Annotated in this window: 14 protein-coding genes and 1 pseudogene; 2 read left to right on the forward strand and 13 right to left on the reverse strand. The window is 73.8% G+C overall.

The window, feature by feature from the left end; translation table 11 throughout:
• Positions 1–112: 112 nt before the first annotated feature.
• The 11 genes and pseudogenes from ACIGXW_RS20215 to ACIGXW_RS20265 form a co-directional block, all read right to left on the reverse strand.
• Positions 113–1,297: a protein phosphatase 2C domain-containing protein gene (locus ACIGXW_RS20215; RefSeq protein WP_399574269.1), complete on the reverse strand. Its 1,185-nt coding sequence runs from the start codon at positions 1,295–1,297 to the stop codon at positions 113–115.
• A 3-nt stretch (positions 1,298–1,300) separates the two neighbouring features.
• Positions 1,301–3,859, reverse strand: coding sequence for a tetratricopeptide repeat protein (locus ACIGXW_RS20220; RefSeq protein ID WP_399574270.1), 2,559 nt, complete (start codon positions 3,857–3,859; stop codon positions 1,301–1,303).
• Positions 3,856–5,181: a hypothetical protein gene (locus ACIGXW_RS20225; protein ID WP_071964251.1), complete on the reverse strand. Its 1,326-nt coding sequence runs from the start codon at positions 5,179–5,181 to the stop codon at positions 3,856–3,858. The genes ACIGXW_RS20220 and ACIGXW_RS20225 overlap by 4 nt, the downstream gene beginning before the upstream one ends.
• A gap of 120 nt (positions 5,182–5,301) precedes the next feature.
• Positions 5,302–6,264, reverse strand: coding sequence for a glutamate ABC transporter substrate-binding protein (locus tag ACIGXW_RS20230; protein ID WP_399574271.1), 963 nt, complete (start codon positions 6,262–6,264; stop codon positions 5,302–5,304).
• A gap of 17 nt (positions 6,265–6,281) precedes the next feature.
• A complete protein-coding gene (locus tag ACIGXW_RS20235; RefSeq protein WP_399574272.1) occupies positions 6,282–7,655 on the reverse strand; it encodes a hypothetical protein in 1,374 nt (457 codons plus the stop codon).
• A gap of 259 nt (positions 7,656–7,914) precedes the next feature.
• Positions 7,915–8,949: an N-acetylglucosamine kinase gene (locus tag ACIGXW_RS20240; protein ID WP_399574273.1), complete on the reverse strand. Its 1,035-nt coding sequence runs from the start codon at positions 8,947–8,949 to the stop codon at positions 7,915–7,917.
• Positions 8,940–10,193, reverse strand: a complete 1,254-nt coding sequence (locus tag ACIGXW_RS20245) for a 6-phospho-beta-glucosidase (protein ID WP_399574274.1) — start codon at positions 10,191–10,193, stop codon at positions 8,940–8,942. The genes ACIGXW_RS20240 and ACIGXW_RS20245 overlap by 10 nt, the downstream gene beginning before the upstream one ends.
• Positions 10,194–10,210: 17 nt before the next feature.
• Positions 10,211–11,035: pseudogene (locus ACIGXW_RS20250) on the reverse strand (carbohydrate ABC transporter permease); the annotation flags it as partial.
• Positions 11,036–11,047: 12 nt separating this feature from the next.
• Positions 11,048–12,001 (reverse strand): carbohydrate ABC transporter permease, encoded by a 954-nt coding sequence (locus ACIGXW_RS20255; protein ID WP_399574275.1) that lies wholly within the window; start codon positions 11,999–12,001, stop codon positions 11,048–11,050.
• 13 nt (positions 12,002–12,014) lie between these two features.
• Entirely contained in the window at positions 12,015–13,364 is a 1,350-nt protein-coding gene (locus ACIGXW_RS20260; protein WP_399574276.1) for an ABC transporter substrate-binding protein, read from the reverse strand.
• A gap of 71 nt (positions 13,365–13,435) precedes the next feature.
• Positions 13,436–14,635, reverse strand: coding sequence for an ROK family protein (locus tag ACIGXW_RS20265; RefSeq protein WP_399574277.1), 1,200 nt, complete (start codon positions 14,633–14,635; stop codon positions 13,436–13,438).
• A 180-nt stretch (positions 14,636–14,815) separates the two neighbouring features.
• On the opposite strand from ACIGXW_RS20265, the gene ACIGXW_RS20270 reads away from it, so the two are divergent.
• Complete coding sequence (locus ACIGXW_RS20270) at positions 14,816–15,319, forward strand: FBP domain-containing protein (protein WP_399574278.1); 504 nt, start codon at positions 14,816–14,818, stop codon at positions 15,317–15,319.
• A gap of 64 nt (positions 15,320–15,383) precedes the next feature.
• Here ACIGXW_RS20270 and ACIGXW_RS20275 read toward each other — a convergent pair whose 3' ends face one another.
• On the reverse strand, positions 15,384–16,478 hold the full coding sequence (locus ACIGXW_RS20275; protein ID WP_399574279.1) for a mechanosensitive ion channel family protein: 1,095 nt from the start codon (positions 16,476–16,478) through the stop codon (positions 15,384–15,386).
• A 281-nt stretch (positions 16,479–16,759) separates the two neighbouring features.
• Here ACIGXW_RS20275 and ACIGXW_RS20280 point away from each other — a divergent pair, with 281 nt between their 5' ends.
• Positions 16,760–17,296, forward strand: a complete 537-nt coding sequence (locus tag ACIGXW_RS20280; protein WP_071964240.1) for an HNH endonuclease — start codon at positions 16,760–16,762, stop codon at positions 17,294–17,296.
• Positions 17,297–17,368: 72 nt separating this feature from the next.
• On the opposite strand, the gene ACIGXW_RS20285 is transcribed toward ACIGXW_RS20280, so the two are convergent.
• Entirely contained in the window at positions 17,369–20,536 is a 3,168-nt protein-coding gene (locus tag ACIGXW_RS20285; protein WP_399574280.1) for a beta-N-acetylglucosaminidase domain-containing protein, read from the reverse strand.
• Positions 20,537–20,783: the final 247 nt, after the last annotated feature.

The raw sequence follows: 20,783 nt of genomic DNA on the forward strand, positions 1-20,783 counted from the left end.
GATCCGCTCCTTCGTACTCCACGTGGTCACATGGGCGTGCGGTGGGGCGGACAGGCGCGCGGCGCCGGACCATGGCGCCGCGTACGATCCCCCCGTGGACGCGCTCGTGCCGTCAGGCCGATCCTGCCCCTTCCGGCCGCGCCGGGAACGGCAGTACGGCCACTGTTACGTTGTCGTGGCCCCCTCCGTCCAGAGCGTGCGTCAGCAGAGTGCGTGCGCACTCCAGCGGCCGGGCGCGGGCGTCGAGCGGGACGACGGCCGCCATCTGCTCGGCCGATTCGGCGTAGTTCCACAGCCCGTCGCTGCAGACGATCACCACGCCCGGCCGGTCGGGGTGGTACGAGGCGGTGTGCGGTTCGACCTCGTACGCGTCCGCGCCGAGCCAGCCGGTGATCGCGTGGGCACGCTCGTCCGCGTACGCCTCGGCCTCCGACATCAGGCCCGCCGCGACCATCTGGGCGGCCCAGGAGTCGTCCTCGGTGAGCCGGGCCGGCTGGGTGGTGCGGTCGTCGGGCACCCAGTAGGCGCGGCTGTCGCCCACCCAGCCGACGGTCAGCAGGTCGCCGGTGATGACCGCGCTGACGATGGTGCAGGCGGGGGCGTTCTCCTGGCGGTAGCGGTCGTGTTCGCGCGGCTGCCCGCCCGGGGTGACCAGGGCGACGACGGCCTCGGCGGCGGCCACGATCGCCTGGTGCGTGGCCTCCCTGGGGCCGGTGCCCCGGGCGAGGGATTCCGCCAGGGCGTCACATGCCGTGGTGACGGCGGCGGCTGACGCCTCGTCGGGGCGCGCCGCGGAGGACACGCCGTCGCTGACGACCGCGACGACGGCCGGCCGGCCGTCGGGGAGGCCGGTGGTGGACACGGCGTACGCGTCCTCGTTGCGATGGTGGCGCAGGCCGCGGTCGCTGACCGCGGCGACGCCTGCCGACTCGTGCTCCATGTGATCCCGTTCGCGCGGTTGTGCATGCCCGCAGTGTTCGCAGTACCCGTCGTTGTCGATCATGCCCGACCGGCACGCCGCACAGGTCCTTCCGGCGCCCGCGCACGGCGGTGATTGCGCGGGTACGCCACCGTGCGGCGCAGCGGAGGGGCCGTGCGGCGGGGCGAGGCGGTAGTCGTCCGCTCCCCGCGCCGCGGGCGTGTCCGGCTGTCGCCACCCGTCGGCGCAGCGCGCGTCGCCCGGCACGGGCGGCACCGCCGAGAGGTCGGCTCCGCAGCCTCCGCAGAAATTGTCGGCCGGCTCCAGCGGCTCGTGACAGACGGGGCACGCCGTCAGCTGTGGGGGCAGTTGCGACATCGATCACACCCATGTCCTGGGGCGGTAACGGTTGGCCCGTTCCACCAGTTCGATCCGTTCCTCACCGCGCTGGGCCAGGCGCGCGAGCACGCGGTACGAGCGCTCCAGCCCGAACCGCAGGCCCCGCTCGTCCAGCGGGCTGCCCAGCAGCACCGCCGGGCCCGGGGGCGCGGCCACGGCGCCGGGGCCGCCCGGCGCCCCCTGCCCGCCGGAGAGCACCCAGTCCAGCGCGGTGCCCAGCACCTCCGTCGACAGCCGCTCGCGCCGCACCGCGTCCAGCCCGAAGTCCGCGAGCCGCTCCACCTGCCCGGCGGCGGCCCGCAGATCGGCCAGCAGCGCGTCGTGCGCGGACCGCTGCCGCAGCCGGGCCCGTACCGCCGCGACCCGCGCCGCGGTGTAGTGGATGGAGGCTTCCGGTACGGACTCCAGCGCCCGCACCGCGCCGGCGCGGTCCCCCGTGGCCAGCCGCACCCGGGCCAGCGCGAAGGCGGCGCTGACGAAGCTCGGGTCGGTGGCCCACACCAGACGGTAGTACTCCGCGGCGTTGTCCAGCTGGCCCAGGACCTCCGCGCACACGCCGAGCGCCAGCTTCGGCGCGGGCTCGCCCGGGAACGCGTCGTAGACGGCGTCGAAGGACAACGCGGCGCGTTCGTGGTCGCCCACGGCCAGCGCGTGGACGCCCCGGTACCAGATGGTGCGCCAGTCGTCCGGTCGCGCGGCCTCCAGCGCGGCGATGGCCCGGTCCGCGGGGCCGTCCTCGCCGAGCTCCAGCTGGGCCCGCACGCGGCGCAGCCGCAGCTCCGCCGAGTCCGTCGGCGCCGCCTGCAGGGCGGTGTGGAGCTCGGCCGGCTGGGAGGCGAGCAGGCCGGCGAGGAAGCCCGCGTTGGGGTCGGCCGCGTCGATGCGGGGCAGCGGCAGGGCCAGGGCGGTGGCCCGGGCGTCGAGGGGGGCGACGGCGGCCACGGCCGGCCGGGCGGGCGCCGGCGGCGCGGCGGCCCCGGTCGTTCTGCCCGCCCTGCGGCCGCCCGGCCGCCGGGCGCCCAGCACGGAGACGTCCTCGCCCCCCGCCGCGAACAGGACGGTGTCCACCACCCGCGGCTCGGGGCCGAACAGCGTGGACACCGCGGGCCGCGGTGTGCCCGTCTGCAGCGCCACGACCTCCCGCAGTACACCCGTCAGCTGGTCCGCCATCTCGTCGGCGGAGCCGAACCTGCGCGCCGGGTCGGGGTCGGTGGCCCGCACGAGCAGCCGGTAGAAGGACTCGTAGCGGGAGAAGACGTCGATGTTCTCCGGGTCGGGCAGGCTGTCCGCGAAGACGTTCGTATAGCCCTGGAAGTCGAAGGTGAGCACGGCGAGGGTGCGCGCCACCGTGTAGAGGTCGGAGGCGACGGACGGGCCCACCTCGGCGACCTCGGGGGCCTGGTAGCCGACCGTGCCGTAGATCGGGCTGTCGTGGTCGTCCATCCTGCGGACCGCGCCCATGTCGATCAGTTTGAGCTGGTCCTGCTGCTGAATGGCGTTGTCGACCTTGAAGTCGCAGTACAGCAGATTGCGGCTGTGCAGATGGGCGAGCGCCTCCAGGGCCTCGATGCCGTACGCGCACGCCCGCTCCACCGGCAGGGGATCGCGACGGCCGTCGCGCGTGCGCCGCTCGTTGGCGATCTCCTTGAGCGACTTGCCGCCGACGTACTCCATGACGATGTAGCCGTCGAGGCTTCCGGTGCGCAGGTCCAGGTGCTCGACGAAGTTGTAGATGCGCACGATGTTCGAGTGCTCGATCTCGGCGAGGAAGCGGCGCTCGGAGACCGCGGCCGCCAGCGCGTCCTCGTCGCCCGTATCCAGCAGGCCCTTGAGGACCACCCAGCGGTCGGAGACCGCACGGTCGATCGCCAGATAGATCCAGCCGAGCCCGCCGTGCGCCAGACAGCCCGCCACCTCGTACTGGCCGTGCACCACGTCCCCCGGGTGCAGCTTGGGCACGAAGGAGTAGGGGTGGCCGCACTTGGTGCAGAAGCCCTCCGTGCGCCCCGGCCGGTCGGCGCGCGAACGGCCCACGGGCGCGCCGCAGTCGCTCTTGCTGCAGAACCGCTTGCGCTCGGGCACCTCCGGGTTCTCCAGCACCGCCGAGCGCGGCTCGGGCCGGGGCACGCCCGGCATGCTGACCAGGCCCGCGCCCAGCTTGTTGCGCCCGGACGCGGGGGCGCCGGAGGGCCGGCTGCGCACCGACACCGCGGCGGTGCTCCCGGAGCCGCCGGCCAGCGAGCGGGACAGCCGCCCCGACACCGACCGGCGCGAGCCCGAGGAACCCGAGGAGCGCGACGAACGGGAGGAGGACCCGGAGGAGGAGCCCGAACCGGACCCCGCGGAGCCGCCGCTGCCCGCGCTGTCCGGCGACGAAGCGCCCCGCCCGCCAGCCCGGGTGACCCCGGTGGCCGGCGAGGCGAGAAGGCCGCCCGGCGAGACGACCGGGGCGAGCCCGCAGGTGTCGCAGTACAGCTCGCCGCTGCCGACGTCCTCGTAGGCGCCGGCGCAGTCCGGCCGCTGGCAGCTGGTTCCCGTCATGCGTCCCCCCTGCGGTCGGCGGTCTCCGGAACGGCGGAGCCGGCGGACGGCGGGGCCAGGGCCCCGGCCACGGCCTGCTGGAAGCGCAGGACGGCCTGTTCCGCGGCGAACAGATCGCAGGGCGCGCTCCACAGCATGCGGCGCGCCACGTCGTACCGCTCGATCAGGAACGGGTCCTCGGCCAGCCCCAGCCGGGATGCCTTCGCCTTGTAGGCATCGAGGCGGCCGCGCAGCTCCGCCCGCACGGCCAGCGGCGCGGTCACCGCCGTCAGCGACTCGCGGGCGCGCAGCAACTCCTCCTCGGCACGCTGCTCCAGGCCCTCCAGGAGCGGGGAGAGCCGGTGCCACTGCGCCCGTCTGCGGTGCTCCGAGGCCACCGACAGCTGTTCGTAGAGCGCGGTCGGCGGGCCGGAGACGGCCGGCACCTCGGACGCGGCGATCTTCGACAGGACCTCGACGCGGGCCTGCCGGGCCTCGCCCAGGGTGCGGTCGGCGCGCGAGAGCACGTCCCGGACGCGCATCAGCCGCTGCTCGGCGTCCTGGCGGACGTCCAGGACGGCCTCGACCTCCCGCCGCACCTCGTCCAGGGCGCGGGCCGCACGGTCGTAGCGGTCGGTGTCGGGGCGGCCCCCGCCCGGCGCGGAGCTGGGGGAGGCGCCCGCCCAGAACGCGAGCGGATCCGATATCACCTCGCACCGCAGCGCGGTCAGCTCGTCGGTGATCTGCTCGAGGTCGTCGCCGGCGGGGTGCTCGCCCGGCCGCACGCCCACCGAGTGGGCCAGCGACCGGGTGCGCCGCAGCTCGGCGGCGAGCAGGTCGATACGGGCCGGCAGTGCGGACCAGACGGCGTCGGCCATGACGACCACGTCCAGGGCCTGGGCGTACCAGCCGTTCATCCGGTCCAGCAGGTCCTGCAGGCTCAGCCGCTCGCTGAGCCGCGCGGGGCCGCCCAGGGCCGCCAGCGTGGCCGTCGGCGGGCCGGCGGGCAGGGTCAGGCCCGCGCCGCACAGCAGGTCGGTGAGGTCCGACAGCTCGCCCGGGGTGGGCCAGCGGCGCCGGGCACGCAGCTCACGGGCCGCCTCCAGGGCGTCGGTGTAGGCGTCGAAGTACACCCACAGCTGGGTGATGAGCTGTTCGGTGACCGCCCACCGGCTCTTGGTGGCGCCGGTCAGCTCCGCCCCCTCCAGCAGGCGCCGGCCCGCGTGGTCCTGGAGGGCGAGCAGCGAGGACTCGACGGCCTCGTGCTCCGCGCCGAGCCTCGTCAGCGCACGGTCCACCTCCTCGCGGCTCAAGGCCGGCCCGGTGGGCCCCGCGACCGCCATCGATCCCCTCTCCTGTCCGCGGCCCGCGCCGCGCACGAACGCTGTGAACGGTAGTCCTTGCCGGCCCTTGCGCCGGGTCCTCCGTCAGCTCTCGGTGTGCCGTCAGTCCTTCGTGTCCCCTCAGTCCCTGTACTTCGGTTCCGGAGGGGCGGTGATGTCCCTCAGGTCGTGCTCCAGCCACTTGCGGTAGGCCTGCATCCACGGGCTCTGGTCGCCGCCCCGGCGGTAGTCGTCCAGTACTGCGTTGACCCGGCGTACCAGGTCCGTGTCCCCGAGGTTCATCGCCACGCCGTAGGACTCGGTGGTGAACGGTTTGCCGACCAGTCGCACGGACGGGTCCTGGGCCGCCTGTCCGGCGGCCAGGGCGCTGTCGGTGACCACCGCGTCGACCCGGCCCAGCTGGAGCCGCACGAGGCAGTCGAGCTGATTGGGCACGGTCAGCACCTCGGCGCCGTGCGACTCGTGCTTCAGCTCGCTCTCGCCCGTGGATCCCTTGGCCGTACAGACTTTCTTCCCCTTCAAGGTGTCGTCGAACGCCGTGACCGGTGAACCCTTGGGGGCCAGCACCTGCTGTCCGGCCTCGAAGTAGGCCGTGGAGAAGGCGACTTGCTTGATCCGGTCACAGTTGATGGTCATCGTGCGCGCGATGATGTCCACCTTGCCCTTTTCCAGGGCGGGTATGCGCTGGTTCGTGGGGATCGCCAGAAAGGTGACCTTGTCGGGGTCGCCGAGGACGGCCTTGGCGATGGCCCGCACGAGGTCGATGTCGAAGCCGCTGAGCTCGCGGGTGGCCGGGTCGCGATAGCCCCAGCGGTAGCTGTTCTGGTCGACGCCGGCGATGAGCCGGCCGCGGTTCCTGATGCGCTGCACGGCCGGTCCGTCGGCGGTCGACGGCCGCAGGCTCGCCTCCGGCGAGGCGCACTTCGCCGGCGCCCTGGCGGCCGCCCCCGCCGCGGCCGGATACACCCGGTCCGTATGCCGCGGCGCCGACGACGGCGACAGCGCCGCGACGCCTGCCACGGCCAGCGCGCACACGACGGCGCCCGCCGCCGCCCGCAACCGTGCCCCGGCCCGTCCCCGCATGCGCCCGCCTCCCCCTGTCACCGGTACTCCGACAGCCTGCGCCCGATGCCGAGCACCGCGCCCGCCGCCCCCAGGACGGCCAGCACGACGGCGCCCACGGCCAGCCCGGCGAGCGCGCCGCGCCCGTCGTCCGCCGCCCGCCGGAACTCGCCCTGCTCCTGCGTCAGGGCGCGCCGCAGCCCGGTGTCCACCCGGTCGAACGATTCGCCGGTACTGCCCTTCTCGCCGATCACCTTCGGCAGCGCCCGTTCGTAGTACCCGCTGTCGTCGGAGGCCCGGGCGTCGCGGTGCCGCTGCTGCCACTCCCGCACGCCCTCGATCGCCCCGGCCACCGGGTCACGGCCCGCCGAGCCGTCCGCCAGCGACCGCGCCCGCTCCAGCAGGCTGCCCTCGCCGGGCGCGGAGGAGGCGACGCCGTCGCCCCCGACGAGCTTGCGCATGCCCTGCCGGTAGCTCGCCTCGTACGCGTCGGAGCCGTCCGGCGTGAGTACGGCGCCGCGCGCCACGAGCGTGAGGCTCTCGTCGCCCCGCGCCTGGAGCGCCGCGATCCGGGCCTGGTTGAGCACCTGCAGCGAACGGGCCCCGTGCTCGTAGGAGTCGCTCAGCCCCGCACGGGCCAGGCCGTGCCCGACGGCCAGCCACAGCAGCAGCACCGTGGCGGCGGCGGTCGAGGCCAGCAGGCCGTGGTTGAGAACGCGGTGGGTGCGCAGGTAGTTGCGGCGCTGCGCCCAGCCCAGCGCGCCGATGGCCATGACCCCGGTGGCGAACGCGGGCCAGGGCAGGGCCTTGGCGTGGCCGTAGTCGGAGCCGAGGCGGCCGGTCTCGGTCTCGTACAGCGCGCGGGCGGCGGGCAGCAGCTCCTCGCGCATCCGCTCGCTGGCGTACCGCAGATAGGCGCCGCCCAGCGGGAGTCCCTGACGGTTGTTGACGCGGGCGGACTCCACGAGACCGGTGTAGACGGGGAGTTGTTCGTTGAGCTTGGCTATCTGGGGGCCGGCCGGGTCCGAGGCGTCGGTGTTGGCGGCGGCCTTCACCAGCAGCCGGGAGGCGAGGGCGATGTCCTTCTCGTACCGCTGGCGGACGGCTCGCGGCTCCTGCCCGCCGGCGAGGAATCCTCCGGCGGCGGCGGTGTCGGCGTCGGCGAGGGAACGGTAGATGTCCGCGGCGTCGGCGCTCAGCGGCTGGCTGTGGCCGACGACGGCGTCCGCGGCCGTGGTCCGGTCGGTGACCTGCCAGACGGTGACGGCCCCGAACGCCACCAGCAGGGCGGCCAGTACGGCTCCGATGATGCGCAGCCGGCCCGGTTCGGTCGTGGCCGAGGCTCTCAGCCGCTCCAGGCTCTCGTGCCACGCGGTGCGCCGCGCGGCCGGATCCGCCTGCGGTGGTGACACGTGACCCCCCCTTGGTCGCCGGCGGCGACCCGTCACCCCGACAGCGGTGGGGGAACAGGTGCCCGGCCAGCAGTATGGCCGCAGGGACTGACAAACACACCCATCGTGCCTTGATCTTGTTCGGATCGCGATCTTCATCGGGTGTCCGCGCCGACCTTCCCTCCCCTTCACGTCCGGCGGCGCCTGTTCGGTTCCCGTACGACCCGAAGTGCCCTGAAATCCGGAGGGGGCGCCCAAAAACCCGCCCGCCCCGGATCCCTCACAGCCGCGCGTAGTGGGCGCGCAGGCGCGCGTACGCGGTGGGGGGCGCCGCCGTGCGGTCCAGGCCCAGCAGCGCGGCGCCCAGCACGGGCGGTGCCACGACGACGTGGGGTACGGCCCGGGGCGCGCGCCCGGCCAGCAGCTCCACTACGCGGTCGTGCAGCAGCGGGTGGCGGGCCGTGAGCACGCCGCCGCCCAGGATGACCGGCACCGGCGCGTCCAGCAGGCCCAGCCGGCCGAGCGCGGCCGCCGCCATGGCCACGACCTCCTCCGCCTGCCGCTCGATGATCGCGCGGGCCACCGCGTCCCCGCCCGCGGCCACGGCGAAGAGCAGCGGGCCCAGCTCGTGCCGGCGCTCCCGCCCGATCCGCCCCAGGTGCAGGGCCTCGATCAGCTCCAGCATGCTGGACAGCCCGAAGTGGGCGGGCAGTTCACGGGCCAGGGCCGTCGCCTCGCCGCGCCCGTCCTCGGCCCTGGCGGCCCACCACAGCGCCTCCTCGGCCAGATGCCCGCCCCCGCCCCAGTCGCCCGAGATCCGGCCGACCGAGGCGAAGCGGGCGCTGCGACCGCCGGGGGCCAGCCCCGAGCAGTTGATCCCCGCGCCGCACACCACGGCGACGCCTGTCGGTTCGCCCCCGTCGGGCAGTCCCGCCCGCAGCAGGGCGAAGGTGTCGTTGGCCACCTCGACGGTGGGGCCCGGGTCCGTGGGGTCCCCCGACCGGTTCCGGCGTGCGATCTCGGCCGCCAGCAGCTCCTCCTCCTCGGGGAAGTCGGCGTTGGCCAGACAGGCGGAGAAATGGTCGAGCAGCAGGGGCGGATGGAGCTCCCGGAGCGCATCGGAGGCGGCCTCGGCGACGGCCGACTGCAGGATGTCGACCGCGCGCTCGACGCCCACCGTCTGCGGCTGGAAGCCACCGCCGCGAGCCGTGCCGAAGACCGTGCCGTCACGGCCGACGACGGCCACGTCGGTCTTGCTGTTGCCGGCGTCGACCGCCACGATCAGGCCCCCGTGGGGCCGGTGGTTCAGGCCCACGCGAGGTGCTCCCTGTTGTGCGCGACGAGCTCGTCGGTCAGCCGGTCCGCGTACTCGATCTGCCCGATCAGCGGATGCGCCAGCAGCGCCTCGAACACGCGGTCCCGGCCGCCCTTCAGAGCGGCTTCCAGCGCCAAACGCTCGTAGGCCGTGACACCGGCGACCAGCCCGGCGTACAGCGGTTCCAGGGGGCGCACCGGTAGGGGATGCGCTCCCTGGGCGTCCACCCTCGCCTGCACCTCGATCACCGCGTCGTCGGGGAGGAAGGGCAGGGTGCCGCCGTTGAGGGCGTTGACCACCTGGACGTCACCGGTGTCGGCCAGCAGCGAGGAGGTGAGCGCCACGGCGGCCTCCGAGTAGAAGGCCCCGCCCCGCTTGCCCAGCAGCTCCGGCTTCTCCTCCAGCGCCGGGTCGCCGTACATCGCCAGCAGCCGCCGCTCCATCTCCGCCACCTCGGCGGCCCGCGAGGGCTTGGTGCGCAACTCCCGTACGACCGCGTCGTGCTGGTAGAAGTAGCGCAGGTAGTACGAGGGCACGACGCCCAGCCGGTCCAGCAGCCCGCGCGGCATGCGCAGGTCCGCGGCGATCGCCTCGCCGTGCGCGGCGATCAGCTCCGGCAGCACGTCCCGGCCGCCCACGTGCACGGCCCGCTCCCACGTGAGGTGGTTCAGGCCCACGTGCTCCAGCGACACCTCCTGCGGTGCCACCCCCAGGAGCCGGGCGAACTTGCGCTGGAAGCCGATGGCCACGTTGCACAGGCCGACGGCCCGGTGCCCGGCCGTCAGCAGGGCCCGTGTGACGATCCCGACCGGGTTGGTGAAGTCCACGATCCACGCGTCGGGGTTGCGGCGCCGCACCCGCTCGGCGATGTCCAGGACCACCGGCACCGTCCGCAGCGCCTTGGCCAGGCCGCCCGCGCCCGTGGTCTCCTGTCCGACGCAGCCGCACTCCAGCGGCCAGGTCTCGTCCTGCTCACGGGCCGCCTGCCCGCCCACGCGCAGCTGGAGCAGCACGGCGTGCGCCCCGTCCACGCCCGCGTCGAGGTCGGCGGTCCAGGTGATCCGCCCGGGGTGGCCCTGCTTGGCGAAGATGCGCCGGGCCAGGGCGCCGACCAACTCCAGCCGGCCGGCGTCCGGGTCGATCAGCACCAGCTCCCGCACCGGCAGCACCTCGCGCAGGCGCGCGAAGCCGTCGACGAGTTCGGGGGTGTAGGTCGAGCCTCCGCCGACCACAGCGAGTTTCATACGAGCCCCATGGGAAATCAGCCCTTTACTCCGGTGAGGGTGACGCCTTCGACGAAGGCCTTCTGAGCGAAGAAGAAAACGATGACGACGGGGGCCATGACCAGGACGGTCGCGGCCATGGTGAGATTCCAGTTGACGTCGTGCGCACTCTTGAACGACTCCAGGCCGTACGCGAGGGTCCACGCGCCCGGATTCTGGGCCGCGTAGATCTGCGGCCCGAAGTAATCGTTCCAGCAGTAGAAGAACTGAAACAGCGCGACCGCGGCGATGCCCGGCCTGGCCATCGGCACGACGACGCGCAGGAGCGTGCGCAGCTCGCCGCAGCCGTCGATCTTCGCCTGCTCCAGGTATTCGCCGGGAATGGTGAGCAGGAACTGCCGCAGCAGGAAGATGGAGTACGCGTCGCCGAACGCCATCGGAATGATCAGGGGCCACAGCGACCCCGACAGATGCAGCTGCTGCGCCCACACCAGATACATCGGGACGACGACGACCTGCGGCGGCAGCATCATCGTGGAGATCACCAGCAACAGCGCCGGGCGCCGGCCGCGGAACCGGAATTTCGCGAGCGCGTAGGCGACCGGCAGGGACGAGCACACGGTGAAGAGGGTGCCGAGCCCCGCGTACAGCAGCGAATTGCGCCACCAGCGGGTGAATCCTGGCGTGTTGAAGACGTCGGCGTAATGAGACCAGTGCCATTCGTGGGGCCATAGTTCGCCGCTCATCGCCTGTTCGTCGCTCATGACGGAGGTCAGGAGGACGAAGACGAAGGGCAGGACGAAGAAGAGCGCGGCGGCGACGGCCGTGGTGTGCACGGCTATCCAGTGCAGGGCACGCTTGCGGGTCGTCACGGCTCAGTCCTCCGCCCTCAGCAGGCCGGTGCCCTTGCGCATCAGCAGCGAGGTCACGGCCATGGCGATGACGAAGAGCACGAGCGAGAGCACGCACGCGGCGCCGGTGTTGAAGTTCTGGAAGCCCAGGGAGTAGACGAGCTGCGGCACCGTGAGGGTGGAGTGGTCGGGATAGCCGGGCTGGATCACCGAGCCCGGGCCGACGCTGATGCCGGAGGCGAGCTTCCCGGCGACGAGCGCCTGGGTGTAGTACTGCATCGTCTGCACCACCCCCGTCACGACCGCGAACATCACGATCGGGGTGATCGACGGCCAGGTGACATAGCGGAACCTCGCCAGGCGGCCCGCGCCGTCGAGCTCGGCGGCCTCGTACTGCTCCTTGGGCACGTCCAGCAGCGCCGCCATGAAGATCACCATGAGGTCGCCGATGCCCCACAGCGACAGCAGGACCAGCGAGGGCTTGGCCCAGGCGGGGTCGTTGAACCAGTTCGGCGCCGGGATCCCGAGCATGGAGAGGACCTCGTTGACCGGCCCCGTCCCCGGGTTGAGCAGGAAGACGAAGGCCACGGTCGCGGCCACGGGCGGGGCGAGGTAGGGCAGGTAGAAGGCCGTACGGAAGAAGCCGGCGCCCGACTTGACCTTGGTGATCAGCAGTCCGACGCCCAGCCCGAAGACGACCCGCAGCGCCACCATGACCACCACCAGCCACAGCGTGTTCCACAGAGCGGGCCCGAACAGCGGCATCTGGCGCAGCACGTACGTCCAGTTGCGCAGGCCCACGAAGGTGGGGGCCTGGATCTGGTTGTAGTGCATGAAGGAGAAGTAGACGGTGGCGAGCAGCGGGTAGCCGAAGAAGACGCCGAAGCCGATCAGCCAGGGGGACAGGAAGCCGAGGGTGCGCAGGCGCGCGCGGGTGCGTTTGCGGCGCAGCGCCGGCGCGGTGGGCAGGAGGGCCATGGCGCAGCTTTCGTCAGTTGGCGGACTGGAGGGTGTCGTCGTCTATCTGCCGGTCGAGCGCGCGCAGCCCCTTGTCCAGGTCGCGGACCCTGCCGGCCTCCACGTCGTAGGCGAAGTCCTGGAGGGCGGTGATGTACATCCCGCCGTTGACCGAGGGGGGCATGGAGACGCTGTGCCGGTTCTGCGCGATGGCGAGGAAGGTGCGGAAGGCCGGGTCGGCGTCGAGCCCGGGCGAGGCGAGCGCGGCCTTGGTGGAGGGCACGTTGTGGATGGCGTTCGCGAAGGTGACGACCTGATCGGTGTCGGTCGTCAGGAACTTCACCAGCTCCCAGGCGGCGTTCTGGTGCTTGCTGCTGTGCGCGATGCCCGCGACCGTTCCGGTCAGATAGCCGCGCCCGTACGTCTCCGGCCGGTCGTCCGGTACGGGCATGGGCGCGGTCGCCCACCGGAAGGAGGGCCGGGCGTTCGCCAGCATCAGACTGCGCCAGGAGCCGTCCAGGTGCATGGCGAGCTTCCCGGTCAGGAAGGCGTTCTGCGAGGACATCTCGTCGCCGAAGGTGGTGCGGAACCTCTCCAGCGGGCCGTAGCCGCCGAGCGCGGAGACCAGGTCCCGCTGCACGCCGAAGAACTGCCGCGCCGCGGGCTCCCGGGAGAGGCGGGACCGGCCCTCGTCGTCGAAGTAGCGCGGGGCCCACTGGGCGAAGAGCCGGTCCGGGCTGTTCTCGTACAGGCGGAAGTTCGGCATGAACCCCACCCGCCGGTACGAGCCGTCCTCCGCCCGCCGGGTGAGCTTCACGGCCGCGGCTTTGAACTCGGACATGGTGCGCGGCGGCCGGGAGACGCCCGCCTCCTCGAAGGCGTCCCGGTTGTAGTACATCCCGTAGGCGTCGGCGAGCAGGGGCAGGGCGCATTGCGTTCCCCGGTAGCTCGTGTAGTCCAGGAGCGTCTTCGGGAAGACGTCCTTCTTGTCGAGGCCGGACCTGCGCAGGAAGGGGTCGAGGTCGACCCACATGCCCGAGGAGCAGTACTGCCCCACGTTGTTGGTGGTGAAGGAGGAGACGACGTCGGGTGCCTTTCCGCCGCCGGCCCGCAGCGCCTGGTTGACGGTCTCGTCGGTGACGTTGCCCGTCGACTCCACCCGGATGTGGGGGTAGCGCCTCTCGAACCGGGCGATCGCCTCGTCGACCGCCTTGACCTCGTTCTTCTCCGACCAGCCGTGCCAGAAGCGGAGGGTGACCGGCCGGGTCGGGTCGTCCCGGTCGCTGCCGGTGCCCGGGTTCGCGCAGCCGGCGAGCAGCAGGCCCGCCGTCACCAGCAGGGGGAGGAGCGCGGCCGGTAAGCCGCGGCGTCCGCTTCGGCGCATACGGAACGTCCTTTCCGACGGGGGAGGGCGGGGAGGTGTCGCTCCGGAGGGCGGGGACGGTCGTGCGGTGGTCAGACCGTGTCGAAGACGGTGTCGCGGGCGTCCGCGAGGGCGGTCCGCAGGGCGCCGATGAGGATGGGGGAGCCCTCCACCGTGCTCAGCCGCAGGTGCGGCCGGGGCAGGGCGAGCCCGGTCATGTCCGCCTCGACGAGGGCGCGCAGTCGCTCGCCCCCGGCCTGGCAGAGCTGGCCGGAGAGCACCACGAGCGCGGGGTCGACGACGGCGACGACCGCCGCGAGGCCGCAGGCGATGCGGGTCGCGAGCTCCGCCAGGAGCGCGTCGCCGGCGCCCTCGGCCCGCCGCGCGAGGGCCACCGCCTCGGGCGCGGTCGGCGCCTGGATGCCCAGCTCCCGGGCCAGCGGCAGCACGGTGGAGTAGTCCACGAGCTGCTGGAAGCCGCCCCCGCCGTCCCCGATCGTGGCCTGTGGGCCGCCGCGGGCGAGCGGCGCTCCCGGCAGCGGCATGTAGCCGATCTCGCCGGCGCCGCCCGTGGCGCCGCGCAGCAGCCGGCCGCCCAGCACGACGGCGGCGCCGACGCCCTCGTCGATCCAGACGAGCACGTAGTCCTCGGCGTCCCGAGCGGCCCCGGCGTGCCGCTCGGCGACGGCGGCGAGGTTGACGTCGTTCTCGATGGCGACGGGCGTGCCGAGGGCCTCGGCGAGGTCCTCGCGCTGGGTCGTCGAGTGCCAGCCGGGCATGTGCGGGGCGTAGCGCAGGGTGCCGGTGGCCGGGTCGAGCGCCCCGGGGGTGCCGATGACGGTGCGGCGCAGGGCGTCCGGGGCGAGCCCGGCGGCGGCCAGGGCGCCGCTGACGGCCTCGGTCACCAGCTCGGTCGTGCGGCCGCGGACCGACTCGTCGAGGGCCACCGCCGCGACGCGGTGCTCGCCGACGACCGTGCCGGTGATGTCGGCGACGGCGGCCGTGATGCCCAGCTTGTCGACGGCGAGGCCGGCGACATGGGCGACGGCCGGATTCACCTCGTACAGCTGGGCGTTGGGCCCGGGCCGCCCCGTGACGCTGCCGACGGTGCGGACCAGCCCGGCGGCGGCGAGCCGGGCGAGCAGCTGGGAGGCGGTGGGCTTGGACAGGCCGGTCAGCTCGCCCAGGCGGGTACGGGTGAGCGGGCCGTGGGCGACGAGCAGTTCGAGCGCGGCGCGGTCGTTCATGGCCCGCAGGACGCTGGGGGTGCCGGGGATCCCGGTTCCTGCCATGGCTTCGTCCCGCCCTTCGCCGGCGTCCGTGAACAGCCGCTCTGTAAGGAAACTTTCCAATCGCTGACAGAAGGTATGCGCACGTCAGCGCGGGCGTCAATAGGTCTGGACCGGTGGGCCGCCGGCCGGGGCGGAAAATCACGCGACGTCAGATACGTCCCACTGTTAGCTTCCCTTCCCATGGAACCACTCCGCGACGACGACATACGCGCCTCTTTCGTCAACTGCTCGAAGGGCGAAGCGCGCAGGATCAGCCTGCCCCGCGGACTGGCCGATCTCCCCTGGGCGGACCTGGACTTCCTCGGCTGGCGGGACCCGGGGGCGCCGGACCGCGGTTACCTCGTCGCCGAGCGGGACGGCCGGCTGACCGGTGTCACCCTGCGCGTACCGCAGGGCGGCCCCCGGAGCCTGGCCAAGACCACGATGTGCTCGCTGTGCCTGACCGCGCACCCCGGCTCGGGCGTCTCCCTGCTGGCGGCCCGCCGGGTCGGCGTCTCCGGCCGCGAGGGCAACACCGTCGGCGCCTATATGTGCGCGGACCTCGCCTGCCCGCTGTACGTACGCGGCAAGAAGGCGCCCGTGATGACGATGCGGTACAAGGAGTCGCTCTCGCTCGACGAGCGGCTGGAGCGGATGCGGGTCAACGTGGACCAGTTCCTGGACAAGGTCTTCCAGGAACACTGAAGGAAAGCGGAGGGCTCCCTCACCACATCGGCGGCGAGGGAGCCCTCCACGGCATCGGGGCCGGCTACTTGCCGAGCGTCGCGCCCGGCGGCACCGGAGCCGGCGGCGCCGGCGGAATCGGCGCGGTCGCCTGCGCCTGCGGGGACGTGGGGTTGTTGAGGGCCGAGGGAGCGGCGACGCCCGCCGAGGGATCGGGCAGCGCGTCGAGCTCCTGCTCCAGCGACCCCGGCAGCGGAGCCCCCATGCGGATGCCCGCCGCGTCCAGCGCCCGCTTGATCCGCCAGCGCAGCTCGCGCTCGACGCCGGCGGCGTTGCCCGGCATCGTCTTGGCCTGCACCCGCACGACCACCGCCTCCAGGGTGACCGAGTCCAGGCCCATGACCTCGACCGGCTCCCAGATCCGCTCCGACCAGGGCGTCTCCTTGGCCATCTCCTCGCCGGCGGCGGCGATGACGGAACGGGCCCGGTCCAGGTCCTCGTCGTAGCGCAGCGTGACGTCCACCTCGGCCATGGACCAGCCCTGGCTGAGGTTGCCGATGCGCTTGACCTCGCCGTTGCGCACGTACCAGATGGCGCCGTTCGCCCCGCGCAGCTTGGTCACGCGCAGGCCCACCTCGACGACCGTGCCGGTGGCGACGCCCGCGTCGACCTCGTCGCCCACGCCGTACTGGTCCTCGAGGATCATGAAGACGCCGGAGAGGAAGTCGGTGACCAGGTTCCGGGCGCCGAAACCGATGGCGACACCCGCCACACCCGCACTGGCTAGCAGCGGCGCAAGGTTGATCTTCAGCACGGAGAGCACGGTCAGGGCCGCTGTTCCCATGATCAGGAACGAGGCGACGCTGCGCAGCACCGAACCGATGGCCTCCGAGCGCTGCCGGCGCCGCTCGGCGTTGACGAGCAGGCTGCCCAGGGCCGTGCCGTCGACCGCCTGGGCGGTGCGGTTCATCCGCGCTATCAGTCTGGTGATGGCACGGCGGATCAGCGACCGCGCGGCGACCGCGATCACGATGATCAGGACGATACGCAGGCCGTTGCTGAGCCAGACGGACCAGTTCTCTTCGACCCAGCCCGCGGCGTCGTTCGCCGTCCGTTGCGCCTCGTCCAGGGACGAGGGACGGGGCGTCGAGTCTGCGGCCAGGGCAGCGGACCAGAACACAGCAGGAACCCTCCGATGTGGGACTACACCCGCGACGTGGAGCGGTACGGGCAGACCCACCACACTAACGGGGCAGAGCGGATCCCCCGTTGTTGTGTTCGAGATGGGGCAGGTCCTGCGCGGAGATGGCTGCGCTTGGTCGGTGTGAGCCCCGAGGTGTGCTCCAAAACACCTGAGACCCGTTACCCGTGGATGGTGGCGCTCCTGCCAGGGGCCAGGGGACACTTGCAGGAGATCGTCCCGGCGCGAGCCACGCGCCGCCGGCGTACAAGGAGGCACCCGTGCCGCATGTCCTGGTCCTCAACGCGTCGTACGAGCCGCTCGGCGTCGTACCGCTCCGCCGCGCGCTCATACTCGTCCTCAATGAGAAGGCCATCAGCCTCGAGGACTCCGGCGCCTATCTGCACAGCGCGACCTGCACCATCCCCGCCCCCAGCGTCGTCCGCCTGAAGCGCTTCGTGAGGGTGCCCTTTCGGGGCCCCGTCCCGCTCACCCGCCGCGCCCTGTTCGCCCGGGACGGCGGGCGCTGCGCGTACTGCGGTGGCGTCGCAACCAGCGTCGATCACGTCGTCCCGCGCAGCCGCGGCGGCCAGCACGCCTGGGAGAACGTGGTGGCGGCCTGCCGCCGCTGCAATCACGTCAAGGCCGACCGGCATGTCTCCGAGCTGGGCTGGCGGCTGCGCCATCAGCCGGCGCCGCCGTCCGGTCTGGCGTGGCGGATCATCGGCACGGGCCATAGGGATCCGCGCTGGCTGCCGTACTTGCAGGCATACGGCGCGGAGGACGCGATGGCCCGGATCGACGGCATTTCCGCCTGAGACTGACCGGGCCATCGTCGTCTGCGGCGCCGGTCGCGTGCCTGCCGCACGCCGCATGGCGATGGCCCGGTCTCAGCGGGGATCGCGCGGGTCCTTCGACGGCTCCCGCACCGCGTACGCCTCCACGTCCCACAGCGAGTAGCCGAACCGCGTGGCCCGCTTCTCGCCCTGGACGCGCACGAAGCGCGCGTCCGGCGCGTCCATGCGCACCGACTCCACCCCGCCCTTGCCGCCCGTGACCGTCGCCGCGTCCCGCCAGGTGCGGCCGTCCGGTGAAACCTGGACGCGGTAGCGGACGGGGTGGGCCTCCTGCCAGTGCAGCACCAGGCGGCCCAGCCGGACCGGCCGGGCCAGCTCCAGCTGCCACCAGGCGCCGTCGGTGTGCGGCGAGGACCAGCGGGTGTGCGGATCGCCGTCGAGGGCCGCCGAGGCCGGGAAGCGGGCGGCCTCCTCGCCCGAGGCCGTCGCCCGCGCCCCGCGCGCCAGGTTCGGCCCCCCGGACGGCGGATACGCCCGTACGGTCAGCATCCGCTCCTGCCCGGCCAGGACGACCGGCACCGTGAACACCCCGGCCGGTGTGCCCGCCGGCACCGTCAGCTCGATGCGGGCGGTGGCCACGCCCCCGCGCGCCGCGGTGAGCTCCGCCGGGGCGCGGACGGCGACGCCCTTCGGCGCCCGGACGGCGAGCCGCTCACGGACCGTCTCCGGACGCCGGTTGATCATGCGCACCTCGACGGCCGCCGGCCGGCCGCCGATCTCCGCGTCCGCTTCCCGGCCGGTGAGCTCGACGTCGGCCGCGGGGGTGTCGGCGAACCACGGGCTGAACTCGTGCACGGCGGGCGGTGTGCCGTTCCCGCCCCAGACCACGCGCAGCGCGTCGGCCCGCACCCCCTGGCCCGGCACCTGCGTCCAGCCGCTGCCGGACACCGCCCCCAGCGGCCGCCAGGTGCCGTCCGCCTCATGGGCCTCGACCGTGCCGCGCACGCCGGGCGCGGGCGCGGGCGCGGTGAGCAGCGTCACGATGGTCAGCGGATGCGGCTCGGGCAGGCGTACGGCCAGGGGGGCGCCCGGTCGCGGCAGCACCGCGGTGGCCGGGTCTCCGTCGGTGGCCCCGTCGGCGGTGCGCAGCGGCCGGTCGATGCCGGTCCAGCCGTTCGCCCTGGCCAGGGCCTCGTCGAGGAAGGGGGCGAGGACGCCCTTGCCGACCGTCGCCCGGCCCGCCGCGATCCGCTCGCGCAGCCGCTGCACATCCAGCTGGGCCCGCCAGGCCGTCGCGCCGTCGCCGCGCGCCTGGGCGGTGAGCATGTCCACCGCGCGCAGGCCCGCCTCGCCGTGTCTGCCCAGCTGCTCCAGCCACGGCCGTACCTCGTCCCCCAGCAGCGACGTGAGCCTGCCGGGTGCGTCGGCCATGGTGCGGAACGCGGCGCGCAGCCGGTCCGCGGCCTCGGTCAGCCGCGCCGGGTCCGCCGTGGACTGGGCCGCGCGGAAGTCGTCCAGCAGCGGCCGCAGGTACGCCGACTCCTCGCCGCCCAGCACCGACGAGGCGTCGTTGCCGGCCAGCGCCAGCAGCGCCTGGCGGGTGGCCGCGCTCCCGGCCGCCTTCGCGTCCCGGCCGGCGAGGTCGTCGACCGCCGCCCGCCAGGACTCCTCGGGGCGGTAGCCGCGCGGATTCCAGGCGTAGTCCGCGGCGGTGAACAACGGGATGCGGGAAGCGGTGGGCTGCGCGGCGGCGTTGGCGAGCAGCGCGGTCGAGCCCGTGGCCACCGCCGGCTCGCGGCCGGTGTAGGGCCCGAGGAAGATACGGTCCTGCGCGTAGTCGTTGACCGGGTAGTTGTCCATGGTCATCAGCGGATGCCCGAAGGCCTCCCGGGCGGCGGCCAGTTCACCGCCGGTGATGGTCTTGGGCACCACCCCCACGCCCGTCCACGCCACCTCCACGCGCGCATCGAGCGCCTCGGCCAGCGCCCGCCGGAAGGCGGTGCGCCCGTCCTGGTAGTACTCGGTGGGCAGCAGCGACAGCGGGGCCGCCTCCGGGCCCTTGCCGGCCAGGTGCTCCGCCAGCGCCCCGGCGACCGCCGCCTGGGCCTTCGCCGCGGCCTTCGGGCCCGAGCCGAACTTCTCCGCGTCTGCGTCGCAGTGCCACTCGCTGTAGCTGACGTCCTGGAACTGCAGCTGGAAGGCGCGCACGCCCAGCGCCCACATCGCGTCGGCCTTGCGCTTGAGGGCCCGTACGTCCGACGCGGAGGAGAAGCACATCGCCTGCCCGGGCGAGACGGCCCAGCCGAGCGTGACGTGATTGCGGCGGGCGCGCTCGGCCAGCTCCCGGAACGCGGCGCGCTGGGCCGAGGGGTAGGGGTCGCGCCAGCGGGCCTGGCGGTAGAGGTCGTCGCCGGGCGCGTAGAGATAGCGGTTCTGCTTGGTGCGGCCCATGAAGTCCAGCTGGGCCAGCCGCTGCTCGTGCGACCAGGGCCGGCCGTAGAAGCCCTCGGTCAGCCCGCGCACCGCCGTGCCCGGCCAGTCGCGGATCACCGCCCCCGCGAAGGCGTGCCCGCCGTCGCGCTCCACCGCCAGCTGCCGCAGCGTCTGCGCCGCGTGGAACAGGCCGTCCGCGTCCGGCCCGGCCAGTGCCACGGCCGGCCGGCCGTCGAGCACCCCGGTGGCCAGGCGGTAGCCGCCCCGCGGCAGGCCGTCCGCGGCCGGGGCGCCGAGCGAGCGCAGGGCGTCCTCGGCCGCCCGGCCACCCGCGTAGACGATCAGCCCGCTCGGCGGCGGGGTACCGCCGGGCTGGGCGTCCACGACCCTGCGGGCGCCCAGGCCGCGCAGGATCTCGCGCAGCGCCTCGATCGTGTACGGGTCGGTGCCCTGCTCGGCCATCACGGTGACCTCGTCACCCACCCGGGCGAACGCGCCCTGGGCGTGTGCCGACTGGGGGCGCGGCCACACGGGCGGCAGGCCGCCGGCATCCTCGCGGTCCGGGGTGCCGGGCGAGCCGGTGGCGGCGGAGGCGGCGTCGCCCGGGCGGGGGTCGGCGAGGGCGTCGGTGCCGCCGCCGAGCAGCCCGCCCAGGAGGGCGGCGGCCAGGACGGTGACCCCGGCGCGCCGGCGCCCGCCGGCCGGGCGGCCCAGGCTGCCGGTGCCCAGGGCACGGCCGGGCCGCCCGGCGGTCCCGTCGGCATCGGCGCCGCTCGCGCCGTCGCTTCCGCAGCCTCCGTACGAGGGGTCCTCGCCCAGGAACCGCACGGCCCTCTCCTCGCCCCCAGGTGCCCCTGCCCCCAGGTGTCGCTCCCGTGGAGCGACGAGCCCATCACCAGGCGCGGAGCGTGTCAACGCGGCTGACCGAACTGCCGGTAATGCCCCGCGTGACGGGGAGCGGGGGTGAAGCGGAATCGATCGGGATGTCCCCTGAAGAGACGCCAAATCGACATCGGAGAACGCAAGGTGTCGACCGCCCCGGCACGTGGGTAGGGCAGAGGCATCCGGCACGGGG

The organism is Streptomyces sp. NPDC053079 (assembly GCF_044546695.1).
Taxonomy (GTDB): Bacteria; Actinomycetota; Actinomycetes; order Streptomycetales; family Streptomycetaceae; genus Streptomyces.